Origin of the sequence: Pelagibacterium xiamenense, from assembly GCF_021166475.1 — a bacterium.
GTDB classification, from domain to species: Bacteria; Pseudomonadota; Alphaproteobacteria; order Rhizobiales; family Devosiaceae; genus Pelagibacterium; species Pelagibacterium xiamenense.
This window is the reverse complement of record NZ_JAJOYS010000001.1, coordinates 366,418-382,691: the sequence shown is the minus strand read 5'-3', so window position 1 is coordinate 382,691 and position 16,274 is coordinate 366,418. Positions and strand designations below refer to the sequence as shown.

The window sequence follows — 16,274 nt, the reverse complement described above, 5'->3', positions numbered from 1 at the left end:
AGCATGCAGTCCTTATTGGGCCGGCATCGGCCGAAATGTTAACCGATGACCCTGGGGCGCCCGTTCGCCCCGACCTGTCATCGCAGGAGAAACGGTAATGAACGAGCAATTCCCGATCACGATCAATAAGGCTGCCCCGGGCAAGAAGGGCGTGATGCTAATGAACCGCATCGGCCCATCCAGCGCACAGATATATATTGCCAATGCAGATGGCAGCGACGAGCGGCTCTTGATGGAGGGATCGGACTTTGACTATCACGCCAGTTTCTCCCCTGACGGCCAATGGGTGACATTCACGACGGAGCGGAACGGCGATGGCAATGCCGATGTGTATCGCTGCCGGATCGATGGTTCGGATGTGCAGCCAGTCGTGGCCTCCCCTGCGGTCGAAGATGTTCTCACGATCTCTCCCGACGGAACTCTGGGTGCCTACGTTTCGACCGCTGACGGATATAAGTCCAATGTTTGGGTCGTGGATCTGTCAACAGGTGAACGCCGCAATCTCACCGGCAGACCAGAAGTGGCTGGAGACCCGGGGAGCCCTGACGGATATTTTCGTCCCACCTGGTCTCCGGACGGGGAATGGCTGGTGTTTTCCTCGGACCGCAATACCGGCTGGTACGGTCACAAGCAGGGGCACGGATGGGAACACACCCAGGTTCTGGGCATATATGCGATCCGGCCGGACGGATCAGGGTTTCGCCAGATCGCGTTCAAACAAGATCATGCCCTGGGCACGCCCAAGTTCTCTCCAGACGGCAAACGTATCGTGTTTTACGAGATGGAGCGCGAACACAACTGGTACTCGCGCCGTCCCGAGAAGATCTCCAATGGCGTTTCGCAGATTGTCTCGGTGGACTTCGCCACCGGTGGTGACCGCATCGTGCACACCCAAGGACCGGGCCTCAAGATCAACCCGCAGATCCTGCCCGACGGAACCGTTGCCTACTACCTCAAGGGTATCGGTATGGACACGAACCTGCGCGAGACCGACCTGGCCTGGATGAATTACGAGGGGCCGCAGACGGGGCTTTACTATACCGCCGGGATCGAGCCGGTGTTCCGCGCCCTGCGCTCGCCCTGTTGGTCCCCCGATGGCAAGAAAGTAGTCTATGAAAAGGTCAATTTCGCCTGGCGGGCTCAGGGCAAGCCGCTTCATAGTTGGGACGAGGATTGGGAATACCGATCGACCGACGTCTTTCCTGCCGTCTCGCGCCAGGGCAAGCTCGCGATTACCGAAAAGCAGAACGGCAATTCCTCGATCGTGACCTGCAATGCAGACGGGTCGGATCGGCGTGTGGTCTTCAATGTCACGGGCAAGGGGCTGGATCCAGTTCAGAACAAGAAGGGGCTCGCGGGCGCGTTTCAGCCCACCTGGTCTCCCGACGGCGAATGGATCGCTTTTGGATTGGGCCCCTGGTTTGACGCCCGAGGCGGCGCAACGGCAAAGATCATGCGGGTAAAGGCCGATGGCTCATATTATGAGGATCTGACCGACGGCACCGAGCACGCCGGCTTCCCCAGCTACTCGGCGGACGGTCGCGAAATCGTCTATAGAGTCTGGAGCAAGGCCGGCGGAGGGCTTCGCATCGTCAATGTCGAGGACAAGTCCGTCCGCACGCTGACAACAGAAATCGACAATATGCCCGGCTGGTCTCCCGATGGCGAATGGATCACCTTTACGCGTGAGTTCGGCTGGGCCGACTACCATATCTGCAAGATCCGTCCGGACGGTACAGACTGCACCCAACTGACAGAGACTCGCGCCACCGATGCCCACTCGGTGTGGACCCTTGATGGCAAGATTGCCTATTCGACGGCTCAATATGGGTTCCGTGACGAAGCAGCGATCTATGACTATACCTTTCAGCCCTATGGCCAGATCATGGTCATGGAAGCGGATGGATCCAATAAGCGCCTTGTGACGGACAGTCTGTGGGAGGACTCCATGCCCTGCTTCATTCCAGCTCGGTTTCTGGCCTGATGGTGATGCTCGCCTATATCGGGACGCAAGGTGAGGGCCCAGGACAAGGCATCTTCGCCGTTCGTCTGGATGGGGCGACCGGCGCCCTTGAGAGCCTTGGCTGTGTGGCCGAGGAAGAGCGGCCCACATTTGCCCTGCCCGACCCGGCACGGCCCGTGCTCTACGCCGTCAGCGAGGTCGGCAACCGAGATGATCGCCACGGAACCATCATGAGCTATTGCATCGCCAATACCCAAGGGACCTTGCAGCCCCTAGCACGGCGGCGCACTGGCGGCGGGCCGACCCATATTACCATAGATGATGCCGGCGAAATGCTGTACTGCGCCAATTTTGGCGGGCCGGAGGCCGTGGCAGTACCCATATGCGCCAGCGGCCAATTGGCGCCGATCAGTTCGACACAGACGACAAGCGGCACCGGTCCGCACAAGCGCCAGACAGCTCCGCACCCCCACGGGGTAACTCTTGATCCTTCTGGACGCTTCCTGCTGGTGCCCGACATGGGCGCGGATCGGATCTTTGTTTATCGAGTGGACGGGTCGCGTCTGGCCCCAGCACATCCCCCGTTCGCCGCCTTCCCTTCCGGTTGCGGTCCGCGCTTTGTCTTGTTTGGTGCCGATGGACGGTTTGCCTACATGCTGGGAGAACTGTCGGCCGAGATATTTCATCTGGCGTGGAACGAGGGGGTTCTCTCCCATCTTGCCACCACACCCATGGACAAGCCCGACGCTCAGCACACGCGGGGCGCGGCTGCGTTCGGCCTTTCTGCAGATGGCCGGTTCCTTTACGCCTCCAATCGGGGCACACACCAAATCCACGTCTTTGCCATCCAAGAGGACACTGGCGCACTGTCAGAAATCCAATGTATTGACGCTGGCGGCGAACGCCCCTGGGGCCTCGGGTTGTCACCCTGCGGACGCTGGATGCTGGTTGCCAATCAAGCAAGCGATGTCGTGACTGTGTTTGCCGTGGCCCCCGAAACCGGTCTGCTTTCCGCCACCGGCCACGCCCTGAACGTGTTCAAGCCGACCTCGGCAGCGTTTGTCTCCCCAGTCGTTATCAGCAAACTTGCACGTTATTGACGCACGTCTAGAGGAGGGCGGCACTGGTGTGCGGCTGTTGCGTGTCGAGGTTCGAGCGCTGCTGAGGGCAAGGCTTCGTCATCTGTCCAATGCGTGCGCCGGAACGGGTTGCTGAACGCGTCGTCAAGACCGTGACGCTACCCTCGACCACTGCTGCCAGCCATAACACAAACGCGTTGACCAGCCCGGCACATCATGACGATCGCCACGCGTCAGTGGTGATCAACAAGCGCTTGGCAGATAGAAACGATGGCGCCATCGGAGGGTCCGAAGGCGCCATCGTGTCGAGCGAACTCCGCGTATGTCAGCCGTGCATCAGGCTTGGCAGCCACAACGCGATCGCGGGGATGAACAGCACCAGGGCCAGTCTGACGAAATCAGCAGCCAGATAGGGGAAGATGCCCTTGTAGATCTCGGTGACAGGCAGATTGGGCTGCATGGCCTTGAGAAGAAAGACATTCATCCCAATCGGCGGGGTTATCAGGCTGATTTCTACCACCATGACGGTCACAATACCCCACCAGACCAAGTCGTAGCCCAGGTCCGCGACCAGAGGCGCGATGATGGGCACCGTCAGGAAGATCATTGCGAACCCATCCATCATGCATCCGAGCAAGAAATAAAAGATGATCAAGCATGCAATGACCTGCCATGGCTCAAGGCCCAGGGATTGAATGAAATCCACAGCGTCGCCGGTGACGCCGGACAGGTTGATGAACTGGTTAAGCACCAGCGCTCCAGCCGCAACGATAAAGATCATTGTCGAGAGCTTTGCGGCCTCGGCCAGAGCATCAACGAAAATCGCCCAGGTGAGTTTGCGTCGCACCAGGGCAAATATGAAGGCCCCTCCGGCACCAATACCGCCGGCCTCTGTCGGGGAGAACCATCCAAGCACGAGGCCGACCATGATGATGCCAAACAGAGCCAGCACCACCCAGATCTTCCATAGCGCACTGAACCGCGCTCCCCAATCGAACCGAGGTCCAGACGGCGCCCATTGTGGAGCCAGACGGGCAACGGCTGCAACCACCAGCAGGTAAAGCAGCGCGGTCAGAATCCCTGGCAATACGCCAGCGATGAACAACTCGGCCACGCTGCCCTCGATAAGCAGAGCGTAAATGATAAGGGCTCCCGACGGTGGAATGAGAATGCCCAGGGTGCCGCCGGCCGCAACCGTGCCGGAGGAAAACCCCTGATCATATTTGTACTTGTCCATCTCGGGAATGGCGAGCCGGGCCATGGTGGCCGTCGATGCAGCCGACGAGGCTGTCATGGCGGAAAAGCCCCCACATGCCGCAACCGTTGCAAGGCCCAGACCACCGCGATAATGGCCCAGCCAGCGCCTGGCCGCCTCAAAAAGCTCTTCCGCAAGCCCAGCCTTTACAACAAACACCCCCATAAGAATGAAGAGCGGCAAGACCGAGAAGTTGTAGTTGAGCGCCAGGTCCATGATCTGTTGCTCAGCAACAGCGATACCGGCAGGAATACCGCGTGGATGCAATACGGCAATCCCGGCCCCGCCGGTCAACAGCATCACGAATCCCAACGGCAGGCGCGTGAAAGTGATCAGCCCCAAGAGGCTGCCAAAGACAAGGATGACAAGCAACTTAGTTTTCCCCTTCGGGCAAAGCGTGTGGGCGTGGTGTTGGCTGCGGCTTGAGTTTTGTCAGATTCAATATCCCGAACCAGACAGCGATCACGCACATGACAGCTGCCCCAAAGACCCAGGGCGCCACGGGTATCTTCAAGAAGTAGGTCACGGTTCCGAAACGACTGAGCCGGCCGGCCTGATCGAAAATCATGTAGGCGATGCCGATAAGCACCAGCGTTTCCACCACGCCCGTAAACACGCGTTCGATTGCAGCGAGCCGAGGCTTGTAAAGATCGGCGAAAAGCCCAACCCTGATCTGGGAGTCGTCACGCACCACAAGAGCCAGCGACGCAAAAAAGAAGGTGAGCAGCGCCAGTTCCACATATTCGGACGCCCCCAGAACCGGCCGGCGGAACTGCCGCCCGATCGCATCGACAAAAGCGATCGACGTCATAAAGAAAAAGGCGGTTCCCGAGATGATGAGAGAAACTGCCCCAAGTATTCGGTTGATCCGAGAAATCATGTCCGCCTCAAAAAAGTCCCCTACAGACCCGAGTCTGTAGGGGAGTCTGTCTTACTCGGCCGTTTCGCGATCGAGTACGCTTTGGTAGAACTCCATTGCTTCCTCGGGGTTCTCCAAGCCTGCTTCACGCGCTCTTTCCATCCACGCCTGGACCTGTTCATCAAGCACAGCGTTGAAGGCTTCCAGGGCCTCGCCCTCCACGTTGGTGGTGGGAATTTGGGCGAAGTAGTCAGCCGTCGCAATTTCTTCAGCGTCATTGGCCTGTCCGAGGCGGCGCGGCAGGTCTTCGGCTGCCTCGAGAATCGCGTCCTGCTGCTCGGGGGTGAGCTCGTTCCAACGCTCTTCTGAAATAATGGCCGCGAAGGCTCCAGTGCCCAACCCGCCCGGGATCTTAGTGACGTGGGTGACGTTGGGGCGAACCCCTGCACCACTGGCCGAGCCGGGCGTGATGAACAGCACATCGAGATTGCCCCGCTCAACATTTTCCTGCAGCTCCGGATAGGCTGTATCCATGGGAACGCCTCCAAAAGCGTCGGCAGCAGCCGCCAAAGGAGCAGAGGTTGCCCAGATGCGCGCGCCTTGCAGATCCTCCGGGGTTTGAGCAACAATGTCGCTCACCGACAGGATCTGGCGACCGGGAAGAACGTGAGTTGCCAGAACCTTGACCCCCTCCCATTCACCAATCTCCTCGAAGTATTCCTTATAGGTTTCCCAAAGCGCGACGGAGCCGGCTTCGGCTGACGGCGAATTGCCGGGCAATTCACCGATACCGTTGAGGGCAACCAGCTGGCTGACGGCACTGATGTCAATCAGGGCCATGTCGACAATGCCATCGCGCACCGCCTCATATTGGCGGTTGGGTGGCGCGAGTTCCGCGTCAGGAATGGTGACCAGGATATCGCCTTCGGACGCTTCGACAATGTCCTGCGCGAAATCGCGAATGCCGGCCTGATAGGTTTCGTTGAATGGCGGCAGCGTATTGTTGTATATCAGCTCAACGGACTGAGCCAGGGCCGGGGTCGTAAGGCCCAGAACGGTCGATAGACCTGCGCCGAGCGCTAGAATGTTGAGTTGCTTCATAATTTCCTCCCTATGAAGTTCAGTGGTTAAGTGGCGTCGTATAGGCGAGACGGTCCTCAAGGGGCGATCTCGCGGATGAGGGGGTGAAAAAGCTCATCCACCTCCGGCTGACGATCAATCATATGTTGCTGGGCGGCGAACTTGGCCGCGCAGGTCAAGGCCCGCCTGTTGGCATTAATACCGACCGGCCAGGGGTCAATTCCGTCCTCGGTCTTTGCCTTGGCTCGAGAGGCGGCCATCATCCTGCACAGTTCCTCGACCACATCGGGTCGCTGATCGCACAGCGCATTGGGAACAATGAGATAGTGGTTCGGCGGCACCAGTCCCTCGCGGGCATACCAGGCCTTTGCGGTCTCGTGCGGGTCGGGAATGAGGGGCTTGATGCGTTCGTCCTTGGGCATATTCATCCCCAGGATGGCCGCATCCAGCTTGCCCGCGAGCAGCATCTTGACCGGGTCGTCCGCCGGGTCCCCCCAGCTGACCGAGGGTGGGTCGGTGTACTCTTGCAGGTGCGGCTGGTCAAAGCACAGCCAGTTCACACTGTCCGGATTCACCCCATACTCATTCTGCAAAATGCCACGAACCCAGAGACCGGTTGTTTGGGTATAGGAGCGCACACCCACCGTCTTGCCGGCCAGGTCACCGGGAGCCAATTGCTTGTGGACGTCCGTATTGTAGCCAATGCAATGGTGCTGAAAGCGGCCCAACACAACGAACGGCAGCAAGGTGAAAGGCTTGCCGTAAGCATGGGCCTGCAGATAGGTGGCAATTGCCATCTCCGAGATGTCGAACCTGCCCCGACGCAGCATGTCCTTAAAGCCGTCATGGGCCTTATCCAGCCCGGCAAAGTCGAGCGTCACCAACTCTGACGACACCTCCCCTGCCAAAAGGGCCCTCGTTGGGGGAAACTCGGTGATGTTGGCAGACAAGGTCAAAGGACCTTGGCCAGGATATGTTTTATGGAATTCGGTCATGCGATTGCAGCCTGTGAAGTGTTCGCCTCGGCCAATTGGGGATAGAGCCGCTCGGCCGTGCCCGACCAGATCGCGGCACGCTCGGCGCTGCTGAGTGCGGAAAAGCACCGGTGGCCCTGATCCACCAGGTCCTTGAGCGTGCCGGTATTGGCGGGGAAGTTCGATCCCCAGGCCAGGCGCTCCGCGCCGTATTCGGCAACAAGTCTTGGAAAGAAGGTATCGGGTGTGGCAGGCGCCTTTTCGGAAAGATCAAACGTCCGTGGCGTGATTTTCAGAAACAGGTTGTCAAACCGGGCGAGCCGCCAAAGCGGTGCTGCGTTGGCATAGGGCGCACCATCGCTCAAATCGGGACGACCGAGGTGATCAAGGATAATGTTGACTTCCGGATAGCGCTCGAGAATTTCTTCCACCACCGCGAGGCCAATCTTGGTGGTCTGAATGCAAACGGGCATGTCGATATCGGCCATGTGCTCCCAAACCGGGAACGTTTCAGGCGCGAGCATCCACGCCCCGTCCGACTGTACAGTGGACCCCGCGCCAAAGAGCCGCAAACCGGCCATTCCGCGCTTGCGCCAACCATCGATGGTCGCCACAGCGTCCGGCAGTTTGACATCGACCGTGTACACCCCGACGATCCGGTCGGGGAAGGCCGCGACGCTGTCGGCGACGTAGGAATTGTCATAGCCATAGGTTGTGGCTGACTGGACCATCGCCGCCCGGCTGACACCGGCAGCATCCATTTCGGCAATGTAGTCGTGGATGGTAAACGGCCGCTCCGCCGACCAATCCGAACGGATGCCGCCCAATGGGGCAAAGGGGTATCTATCGGTATCATCCGCGATGATATGGGGATGTATGTCGATGATTTTTTCGCTCATGTGTCACCTTCCGGGGAGCGGGCACAGTGGTTCATTGCGGGCGATCCTAGCCGCTTGAGAGGCGTGGGGAGAATATGGCTGACGCCAATTCCTATGGCCCGGGGCAACAATCGATACGGCCCTTGACAGGCCATCGTCAGGGCCGTGCCGCTTGGCGGATCTGCGACAATGTCATCGCCGGAGTGATGGCTTCGGGATCAATCATGATCTCGAGAACCGCCGGTCCATCGTGAGCGTCCGCACGGCCAAAGGCAGCGGCGAAATCTTCAGTCCGCTCGACCCTTTCGGCGTAAGCCCCGTAAGAACGGGCAAAAGCGGTAAAGTCGGGATTGCCATCGGCCAGCTGTGTGCCAGATACCCGGCCCGGATAATGACGTTCCTGATGCATGCGGATGGTGCCCAGCATACCATTGTTGAGAATGAGAATGCGCACGCCAAGCTTGTGGGCCACCGCCGTTGCCAACTCGGTTCCGGTCATTTGGAAATCACCATCGCCGGCGACGCAGATCACCGTGGCCTCGGGCCGGGCGAGTTTAGCGGCCAAGGCCGCCGGTACCCCGTATCCCATCGACCCACAGATTGGTGCGACCTGCGTGCCGAACCCGCGGTAGCGGTGGTAGCGATGCAGCCAAACGGAAAAATTGCCAGCGCCGTTGGTATAGATCGTATCGGCCGGCATGTTCTGGTCGATCCAGCGCATGATCTCGCACATCTGGATGGGGCCCGGGCTCTGCCGCGGGGCCGTCCATGCCTCGAAATCGGCGCGCGCGCCTTCAGTCCAATCCGCCCACGCACCCTTGACCGCGCCAGCCTGGGCGAGGGCGGTCACGAACTGGGCTGGATTGCTCACGATGCCCGTTTCGGGTTGATAGACATGCCCGATCTCGTCTGCCCCCGGGTAAACGTGGATCAGGCGCTGTGCGGGACACGGGCTGTCCATTATGGTGTAGCTGTTGGTGCCAATCTCGCCGAGGCGAGCACCAATGACCAGCAAGAGGTCCGCCTCCTGGGCCCGTGCAGCGAGCTTTGGGTTCACCCCCAACCCGATTTCTCCGACATAGCTCGAGCTGCGGTTGTCGAGCAGATCCTGACGACGGAAGCTGGCAGTTACCGGCAAATGGCTGGCTTCGGCAAATGCCTGGAAACGCTTTACACCATCCTCGGTCCAACCCGAGCCGCCTAGCATCACGAGGGGACGCTTGGCGCTTTCCAGTGCAGCGCGGACATGCTCGACAGCGCTTGGCGTGGGGCCGCACAATGTCTCCTGTGCCCGCCGACCGTCCTTAACCTCAGCCCGATCCTCCAGCATATCTTCGGGAATGGGAATGACGACGGGCCCCCGTCGTCCAGAGAGGGCCAGTTGGAACGCCCGCGTAAGATATTCCGAAGTCCGCGCTGCGTCGTCCAGTTGCAGTACCGCCTTGGCCTGGGCGGCAAATGTCCGGCGATAGTCGATTTCCTGAAAGCCCTCACGCGTCAGCACAGGCCGAGGATTCTGGCCAATGAACATGATCATGGGAGTGCTATCCTGGAACGCCACGTGCAGTCCCGAAGATGCGTTGGTGGCGCCGGGACCGCGAGAGCAAAACAGAACCCCAGGCCGGCCGGTGATCTTGCCATGGGCTTCCGCCATCATTGCCGCGGCACCTTCATGCCGACACGTGACCAGTTCAATCTCAGGCGTGTCATGGAGTGCGTCGAGCACGGCAAGAAAGCTCTCGCCGGGCACGCAGAACACATGGGTCACCCCCTGGATCACCAGTTGATCGACGAGAATACGCGCCGCACTGCGAGAGGTCGTCATTTGCCCATGTCCTTGAGCAGCGCGTCAAGACGAGGATAGACTTTGCGGACATTGCCCTCAAACAGGGCATGCTGGTCTTCGGGGGAGAGCCCCAACGCCTCAATGTAGCGCTTGGTGTCGTCAAAGGCCTGGCCCGTTTCCGGATCGATGGACCGCACGGCACCAACCATCTCGGAACCGAAAAGGACATTTTTGACCGGGATTACCTCGGTCAACAGGTTGATGCCCGGCTGATGGTAGACGCAGGTGTCAAAATAGACATTGTCCATCAGCGCCTCGGCAAGCGGCGGGCGGCCGAGATCTTGAGCAAGCCCGCGGTAGCGGCCCCAGTGATAAGGCACCGCGCCGCCCCCATGGGGGATGACCAGACGCAAACTCGGGAAGGTCTTGAACAGATCCGACAACAACAACTGCATAAATACCGTCGTGTCGCCGTTGATATAGTGAGCACCCGTACCGTGGAAATTGGGGTTGCAAGAGCCCGAGACGTGGATCATCGCCGGCATGTCCAGCTCCACCAATTTCTCATAGAGCGGATACCACCACTCGTCGGTCATCGGGGGATCGGTCCAGTGCCCGTCGGAGGGATCGGGATTGAGGTTACAGGCCACAAAACCAAGCTCCGCACAACGCTCCAGTTCTTCGATACACCCCGCCGGGTTGGCGCCAGGGCTCTGGGGCAATTGACAGACCGGGGCGAAGCGCTCGGGGTACAGTTTGGCCACCCGGGCGATAAGGTTGTTGCAGGTCCGCGACCAGTGTTGGCTCATCGCCTCATTGCCGTGGTGGTGACCCATAAGGCCCGCAATGGGTGAGAACAGCGTCATGTCGATGCCGCGTTCCTTTTGCAGGCGGATCTGGTTGGCCTCCAAGCCCTCGCGCAACTCGTCGTCCGAGATTTGTGGCGCATCGGAGAAACCCGAGGTCTTGCCTTGGGCATAATCTTCAATTTGCGCCTTCCGATAGTCACGGAAGTAGGCGGGAACGGTGGTGAAATGCCCATGGCAATCGATAATCATGGCGCTGGCGCCTCCCAATAAATCGCAGGGCTCACGGCCCTTTCGCCCTCAGCGGTAGCCCGCAGCCCTCGCAACGGTCCAATTGGAAATCGTACCTGTTGCATTCGAAACATTCCCTGCCTGGGGCTCGAGGGGCGCAATCTTATGGATAGGGTGCAAACTCCTATTAAGCCCCGGCGCTGCCGCTGGGCTAGAAGCTGTGCCATCATTCAGACGAAAGGTGCCACTATGCCTGATCCCACGCTCAAGGTTGCCTTGCGCACTTATCCTTTCACCGAAGCACTCAAGTCCGGGAAGGTCTCCGTCCCCGGCGTCAATCTGGAGTTTGAAGAGGTCAAACCCCATATCGCCGCATTTCGGCGCATGGTTCGGGATCTGGCTTTCGACATTTGTGAGATCGCGCCGACGACCTACATCATCGCAAGAGCCTATGGCGTGCCCATCATCGCCTTGCCGCTGTTCTTCGTCCGCCGGTTCCACCATGACGGCCTCGTTGTCCGTCCCGAAGCCGGGATCGAAAAGCCAAAGGACCTGGAAGGCAAAAACTTCGGCGTCCGCGCCTATTCCGTGACCACAGGCGTCTGGAAGCGGGGTCTTTTGCAGAACACCTATGGCGTGGACATCGACAGGGTGACCTGGTGGGTCGATGACGAAGAACATGTCGAGCAGCTGCAGTTGCCGCACAATGTGCGGCAGGTCCCGGAGGGATCTTCACTGGTCGAAATGATGGCCAACGGCCAGCTTGATGCAGCCTGCACCGGTGATGCAGGTATCGGCAGAGCTGGCAAGCCGGGCGAAGGCTGGAACCAGGCCGGTCCCTCTTTGCCCGAGAACCTGACCGAGCTTTTTGATAACCCTGCCCAGCGCAATGCAGACGTCTATGCTGAGAACGGGGTCTATCCCATCCACGGCACCCTCGCGATAAAGCAAAGCGTTTTGGCCGAGCATCCCGACCTGGCCGAAACCCTCTACGCTGCATTCGTGGAGGCAAAAGCACCCTACCTCGCCGCGCTAGAGAACGGTACTGCGACCGGCAAGCAGGCGGAAAAGGATCTCAGGCACAGAAAGATCGTGGGCGGGGACCCCATACCCTACGGATTGGAAGCAAACCGTGCATCCATCGAGGCCCTCATCCGCTATGGCCACCAACAGGGACTGATCCCCAAGCTCTATACCGCTGAGGAAATGTTCCTGCCCCTGTAGGGCCGGCAAAGGAGAACGAAATGAACAATATCGGACGCTTGAACGGCATTATTGCAGCGCTCGAAGCCGGTACAAAAGCCACTATGGCCTTTGCCAGGGCTGATCGGGAGGAGGCCACACAGTTCGGCCTTTCCCCTTTGACAGGCGTGTTGTTTGAGATGGAGCACACTCCCTATTCGGCCTCCGAGCTCAAGGATGCGCTCCAGCACCTGATGAACCGGCGGCGGATTGTGGAATCGGGATCGCTCCAACCGCCAGTGACGCCGTTTGTTCGGGTCCCGGCCAATGGGGCAGAGATGAACACCTGGATGGCCAAGCAGGTGCTTGACCAGGGCGTTTATGGCGTGGTGTTCCCCCACATCGCCACCGCTGAGCAGGCCCGCAATGCCGTCGCAGCCTGCCGCTATGCCCGCCCCAAGGACGCCCCCAATTTCGAGCCCAAGGGCTTGCGAGGCGATGCTCCCAACGCCGCTGCGCGATATTGGGGTCTGACAGTGCAGGAATATTATGAGCGCGCCGATGTGTGGCCCCTCGTCCCCCACGGTGAGATCATGGTTGTCTTGATGATCGAAAGCGTCGAGGCAATGGAGAACCTTGATGACATCCTGAGCGTACCCGGCGTTGGCGCAATCATGATTGGCGAAGGCGATCTCAGCCAGAATCTGGGTTACCCTCGCCAGTACGAGCATCCCGCCGTCGTCGCTGCCAAATCCGAAATCCTGGCCAAGGCAAAATCTGCCGGCGTGCGCATCGCCCACCCCCACGTGACCGCTGCCAATGTTTCTGAGGTTGTCGAGCAGGGCTTTGACATCTTGTTTACCCAGCCCTCACGCAGCTACGAGACCCTGGAAAAGGCAAAGGCCCTTCTCTAGTTTCGAGCAAGACCGATAGGCACATTCTGGCAAGTCTGTTGGGAAAAGTGCTCATACCAATGCAAAACGCGACGCCACTATAAAGGCGTCGCGTTTTTGCTGCTTGATTGCCAACCCATCCGTCAATCTTGGAGTACGCCTGTCTTGGCGGCGCACTTGGCAACGCCCAGTGCACCCACCCAAAAAGACATTAAGACACCAGCATCATCTCCGGCTTTACGGCGCGATCGTAATCCAGCTCGGACGCCACACTGCGCAGGCAGTTCAAGAACGCTTCGTGGGCTTCTGTGGGCAACCAGTCACTCCGCGTGGTCAAGCCTTTGCGCAGTTTTGTTCCAAGGAAACGAGTGGGTAAACTGACAAGAATGCCGCGGTCCAGATCACCCTGGACCTCGGAGCGGGTCATCAAGGTGATTGTATCAAAGTCCAGTAGAAAGGCCCGGATCACGGCCAGTGATGGCGTTTCCAAGGGAAACCGCGGTTTGCGACCAAGCGCATCGAATATCTTTTCGATACGGTTGCGTCGCGGGGTATTGAGCTGCGGCACAACCCAGTCACAATCGACAAGGTCGGCCGGCGTGACCTCTTTAACCCGGGTCAAAGGGTGTCCGGCCCGGACCACCAAGCAATAGCTGTCATAGAAAAGCAGCTCTTCACTGAGGTCTTCTGCCCATTCGGGTTTGCGCAGGATCCCGTAGATCATGTCGATCCTGCTACTGGAGAGATCCGCAACCAGTTTGTGGTACTCGCCCGTCACAAGGCGCACCTTTGCCGAGGGATAAAGGGCCAGAAAATCACGGGTCGCCCTGGCCAGATCATGTGAGCCCGCCATGGGTAGGGCCCCAACGGTGATCTCGAGGCTTTCATTGCCATTGGCCAGCAACACCTCGCCGTTGGCCATCTCAATCTCTCGCACGGCACGGCGGAATTCTCGCGCCAGGGTTTCGCCAAGCTTGGTCGGCAGCAGTCCCCGCGCGGTCCGCTCGAACAATGGCCTTCCAAGAGCGCGCTCCAAGGTCCGGGCGGAGCGGAACAAGGAAGCAGGAGACAAGCCAATGGCAGTGGCAAACTCATTCACCCTGCCCTGTTCGCACGTCACGATGAGCGACCGAAGCTGGGTGTTGGTAATCAACCAGTCAGCCCTCGGGCTGCCCCGACCCTGCCGCTGATTGCCTGGCGGGAGCGCCTGCGCCAGTGCTGTGTCAAGAATGTCGAAAAAGCGGTCGATGCGAAGCAGATACCTGCGGCCCAGAACCGTTGGATAAGTGCCCGTGGCGCAGCGCTCGAAGATCGGACAGCCGATTTCGGCCTCAAGATTTGCCACAGCTTGAGTGACGGCCGGCTGCGAAGTGCTCAGCTCACGCGATGCGCAACTGACGCCGCCTGTCTTGCCGATAACCTGCAACATACGCAAGTGCCGCAGGTTCGGGATTTCCGCGAACTGAGCCATGCTGCCTTCCATTCACATGTTGGAGCGCCAAAGGTCTCTTCGCTCGCCCGGCCTCCTGTGGGTCAATAGCTACCAGCCCGACCCATCGAAAGCCCAATCGTAAACTGCCCAAAGACATAACTTTTGCGTTGAACGCTATCGATAAACCGACGTACCCATGCCTAAAATTCAACCATTTTGCCATAGTTTTCTCGCCAGCTCCATACCGCTAACAGGAAACCGCCATACGCTGTTGAGCACAGGCGACGGGCGTTCGGGCACCGGGCAATGGATGGAGTGTCTCTTATGATCTGGCACGCGGGGCGAATTTTTGCCGGTACGACTTGCTCGCAGCTTCCGGTCAACTCTGGGCGGCCTTGTCGCGGCGCGCCCCTTTTCATCGAGAACGACCCCAGCTGCTATGGAGCGTGCTTCAATTGATGTGGCCCAAGCGATCGAGTGCCGGAGCCGATTGCATCCAATAAGGCCCAACGTGCGTGAAGACAGGGCAACCGCAACACGCATGACGGCGAAAGCGACGTTGGCCGCCCCATTGGCCGCGCTAGGAGCTGCAAAAAAGGTCGAAGGCCGAGCCGCGTGCAGCAGTCGGCCTTCGCGCCAGAATCTGGTACGAGCCAGGAATGGCTCCTACTGAATAATAGCCCCCATCACGTCTTCTGGGGATGACGGGGGTCGGTGAGCGAGGTCCAGCGCGCCAATGGGCCACCCGCCGGTTCGAGACCATCGAAATGCGTCATCTGCTCACGCCATTTCTGTGGTGGACCGTTGCCCCAGGGAACGAGAGAGGAACCATCGGTCGAAGACCAGGTATTCGGCTGGTCTTCGGGGTCCATGAACTGCATCGGCGGCAGGATGAATTCGATCCGGTGCCCGTCGGGGTCGCGGAAGTAGAGAAAGACCCCGTTGGGCGGCCCATGCCGGCCCGGCCCGTGTTCCACGTCGCGCCCGTAACCCATATTGGCCGCGATGTCAGCTGCGCGCAGCATCGCCTGAAGGTCCGATACCACGAAGGCGACATGATGCAGCCGCGGCCCCATCGCATACGCCATCACAAGATCATGCGGATTATTCTTGCGGCTGAGGAAAATGCTGAGCACCTTGCCCGTATCCTCGTCGAGCGTGTATTTCGACGGTCGGAAGCCAAGCGCCATGAAACGTTTTACTGCCAAGGTCGCATCGGGCACGGCGCATTGATAGTGGTCGAGCCGCAGCACCCGCCCGCCTTTCTGTGAGCGGAAGTCGTTCATCGTGCGAGTCAGGACGGTCATGCTCGAGCAAAGCTCTACTGGCGGGAAGCCTTCGCCGAAGCGGGTCATCAGGCTGAGGCCCTGATGCGGGCGCTCGACGATCTCTGCGGTACCGCCGACTGCTTCGAAATGGGCCTTGGCCTTATGGATGTCGTCTTCGGACGCCACGCGCATCCCGATGCATTCCGAGGTGCCGGCCTTATCGGCGTTCTGCATCAGGACCACCGAGTGATGACAGGATTCCTCTGTGCCACGCAGGTAGGCGATGCCGTTCTCGATTGCGCTCACCACAAAGCCAAAGATCTCGGTATAAAATTCGACCGAGCGGTCGAGATCTTTGACGTAATAACGGACGTGGCTGGCACGGGTGATGTTGAAGGGGGGATCTTTTACGACCTCTGGTATGCTCATTGGTAGATGATGCTCCTGTGCGTGCTCCACTGACCAGCTGGGTGCAGTGGTTGTAGCGCACGGGCGTGCTGGAAGGGGTATAGCGATTGCGCTCCGAGAGATAAGTCTTTCTCGGCAGAATGCAGGACGCAGGTTTATGGCAGGCGCCGTGGATCGAGC

Annotated in this window: 13 protein-coding genes; 4 read left to right on the top strand and 9 right to left on the bottom strand. The window is 59.4% G+C overall.

Annotated features, from left to right (window positions below):
• The first annotated feature begins 97 nt into the window (after positions 1–97).
• Positions 98–1,984: a hypothetical protein gene (locus LSG43_RS01875; RefSeq protein WP_231800835.1), complete on the top strand. Its 1,887-nt coding sequence runs from the start codon at positions 98–100 to the stop codon at positions 1,982–1,984.
• Positions 1,984–3,063, top strand: a complete 1,080-nt coding sequence (locus LSG43_RS01870; RefSeq protein ID WP_231800834.1) for a lactonase family protein — start codon at positions 1,984–1,986, stop codon at positions 3,061–3,063. Before LSG43_RS01875 ends, LSG43_RS01870 begins: the two co-directional genes overlap by 1 nt.
• A gap of 304 nt (positions 3,064–3,367) precedes the next feature.
• On the opposite strand, the gene LSG43_RS01865 is transcribed toward LSG43_RS01870, so the two are convergent.
• From LSG43_RS01865 to LSG43_RS01835, 7 genes are all read right to left on the bottom strand, one after another.
• Positions 3,368–4,669, bottom strand: coding sequence for a TRAP transporter large permease (locus LSG43_RS01865; protein ID WP_231800832.1), 1,302 nt, complete (start codon positions 4,667–4,669; stop codon positions 3,368–3,370).
• Between the two features lies 1 nt (position 4,670).
• The gene (locus tag LSG43_RS01860; protein ID WP_231800829.1) at positions 4,671–5,108 is read right to left on the bottom strand and encodes a TRAP transporter small permease subunit; all 438 of its coding nucleotides are present in this window, start codon (positions 5,106–5,108) and stop codon (positions 4,671–4,673) included.
• A 120-nt stretch (positions 5,109–5,228) separates the two neighbouring features.
• Entirely contained in the window at positions 5,229–6,257 is a 1,029-nt protein-coding gene (gene dctP / locus LSG43_RS01855) for a TRAP transporter substrate-binding protein DctP (protein WP_231800827.1), read from the bottom strand.
• Positions 6,258–6,313: 56 nt separating this feature from the next.
• The gene (locus tag LSG43_RS01850) at positions 6,314–7,231 is read right to left on the bottom strand and encodes a substrate-binding domain-containing protein (protein ID WP_231800826.1); all 918 of its coding nucleotides are present in this window, start codon (positions 7,229–7,231) and stop codon (positions 6,314–6,316) included.
• Complete coding sequence (locus tag LSG43_RS01845; protein WP_231800824.1) at positions 7,228–8,109, bottom strand: amidohydrolase family protein; 882 nt, start codon at positions 8,107–8,109, stop codon at positions 7,228–7,230. Before LSG43_RS01845 ends, LSG43_RS01850 begins: the two co-directional genes overlap by 4 nt.
• A gap of 136 nt (positions 8,110–8,245) precedes the next feature.
• Complete coding sequence (locus tag LSG43_RS01840) at positions 8,246–9,913, bottom strand: thiamine pyrophosphate-binding protein (RefSeq protein ID WP_231800822.1); 1,668 nt, start codon at positions 9,911–9,913, stop codon at positions 8,246–8,248.
• The gene (locus LSG43_RS01835) at positions 9,910–10,932 is read right to left on the bottom strand and encodes an amidohydrolase family protein (protein ID WP_231800820.1); all 1,023 of its coding nucleotides are present in this window, start codon (positions 10,930–10,932) and stop codon (positions 9,910–9,912) included. The genes LSG43_RS01840 and LSG43_RS01835 overlap by 4 nt, the downstream gene beginning before the upstream one ends.
• A gap of 228 nt (positions 10,933–11,160) precedes the next feature.
• Between LSG43_RS01835 and LSG43_RS01830 the strand changes: the two genes are divergently transcribed.
• Both LSG43_RS01830 and LSG43_RS01825 read left to right on the top strand, forming a co-directional pair.
• Positions 11,161–12,135, top strand: coding sequence for an ABC transporter substrate-binding protein (locus LSG43_RS01830; protein ID WP_231800818.1), 975 nt, complete (start codon positions 11,161–11,163; stop codon positions 12,133–12,135).
• 20 nt (positions 12,136–12,155) lie between these two features.
• Positions 12,156–13,007 (top strand): HpcH/HpaI aldolase family protein, encoded by an 852-nt coding sequence (locus LSG43_RS01825; RefSeq protein ID WP_231800817.1) that lies wholly within the window; start codon positions 12,156–12,158, stop codon positions 13,005–13,007.
• A gap of 190 nt (positions 13,008–13,197) precedes the next feature.
• On the opposite strand, the gene LSG43_RS01820 is transcribed toward LSG43_RS01825, so the two are convergent.
• Positions 13,198–14,457: a LysR family transcriptional regulator gene (locus LSG43_RS01820; protein WP_231800816.1), complete on the bottom strand. Its 1,260-nt coding sequence runs from the start codon at positions 14,455–14,457 to the stop codon at positions 13,198–13,200.
• A gap of 647 nt (positions 14,458–15,104) precedes the next feature.
• Positions 15,105–16,115 carry a VOC family protein gene (locus LSG43_RS01815; protein ID WP_231800815.1) on the bottom strand — a complete coding sequence of 337 codons (1,011 nt, stop codon included), beginning with the start codon at positions 16,113–16,115 and terminating at the stop codon, positions 15,105–15,107.
• Positions 16,116–16,274 lie beyond the last annotated feature (159 nt).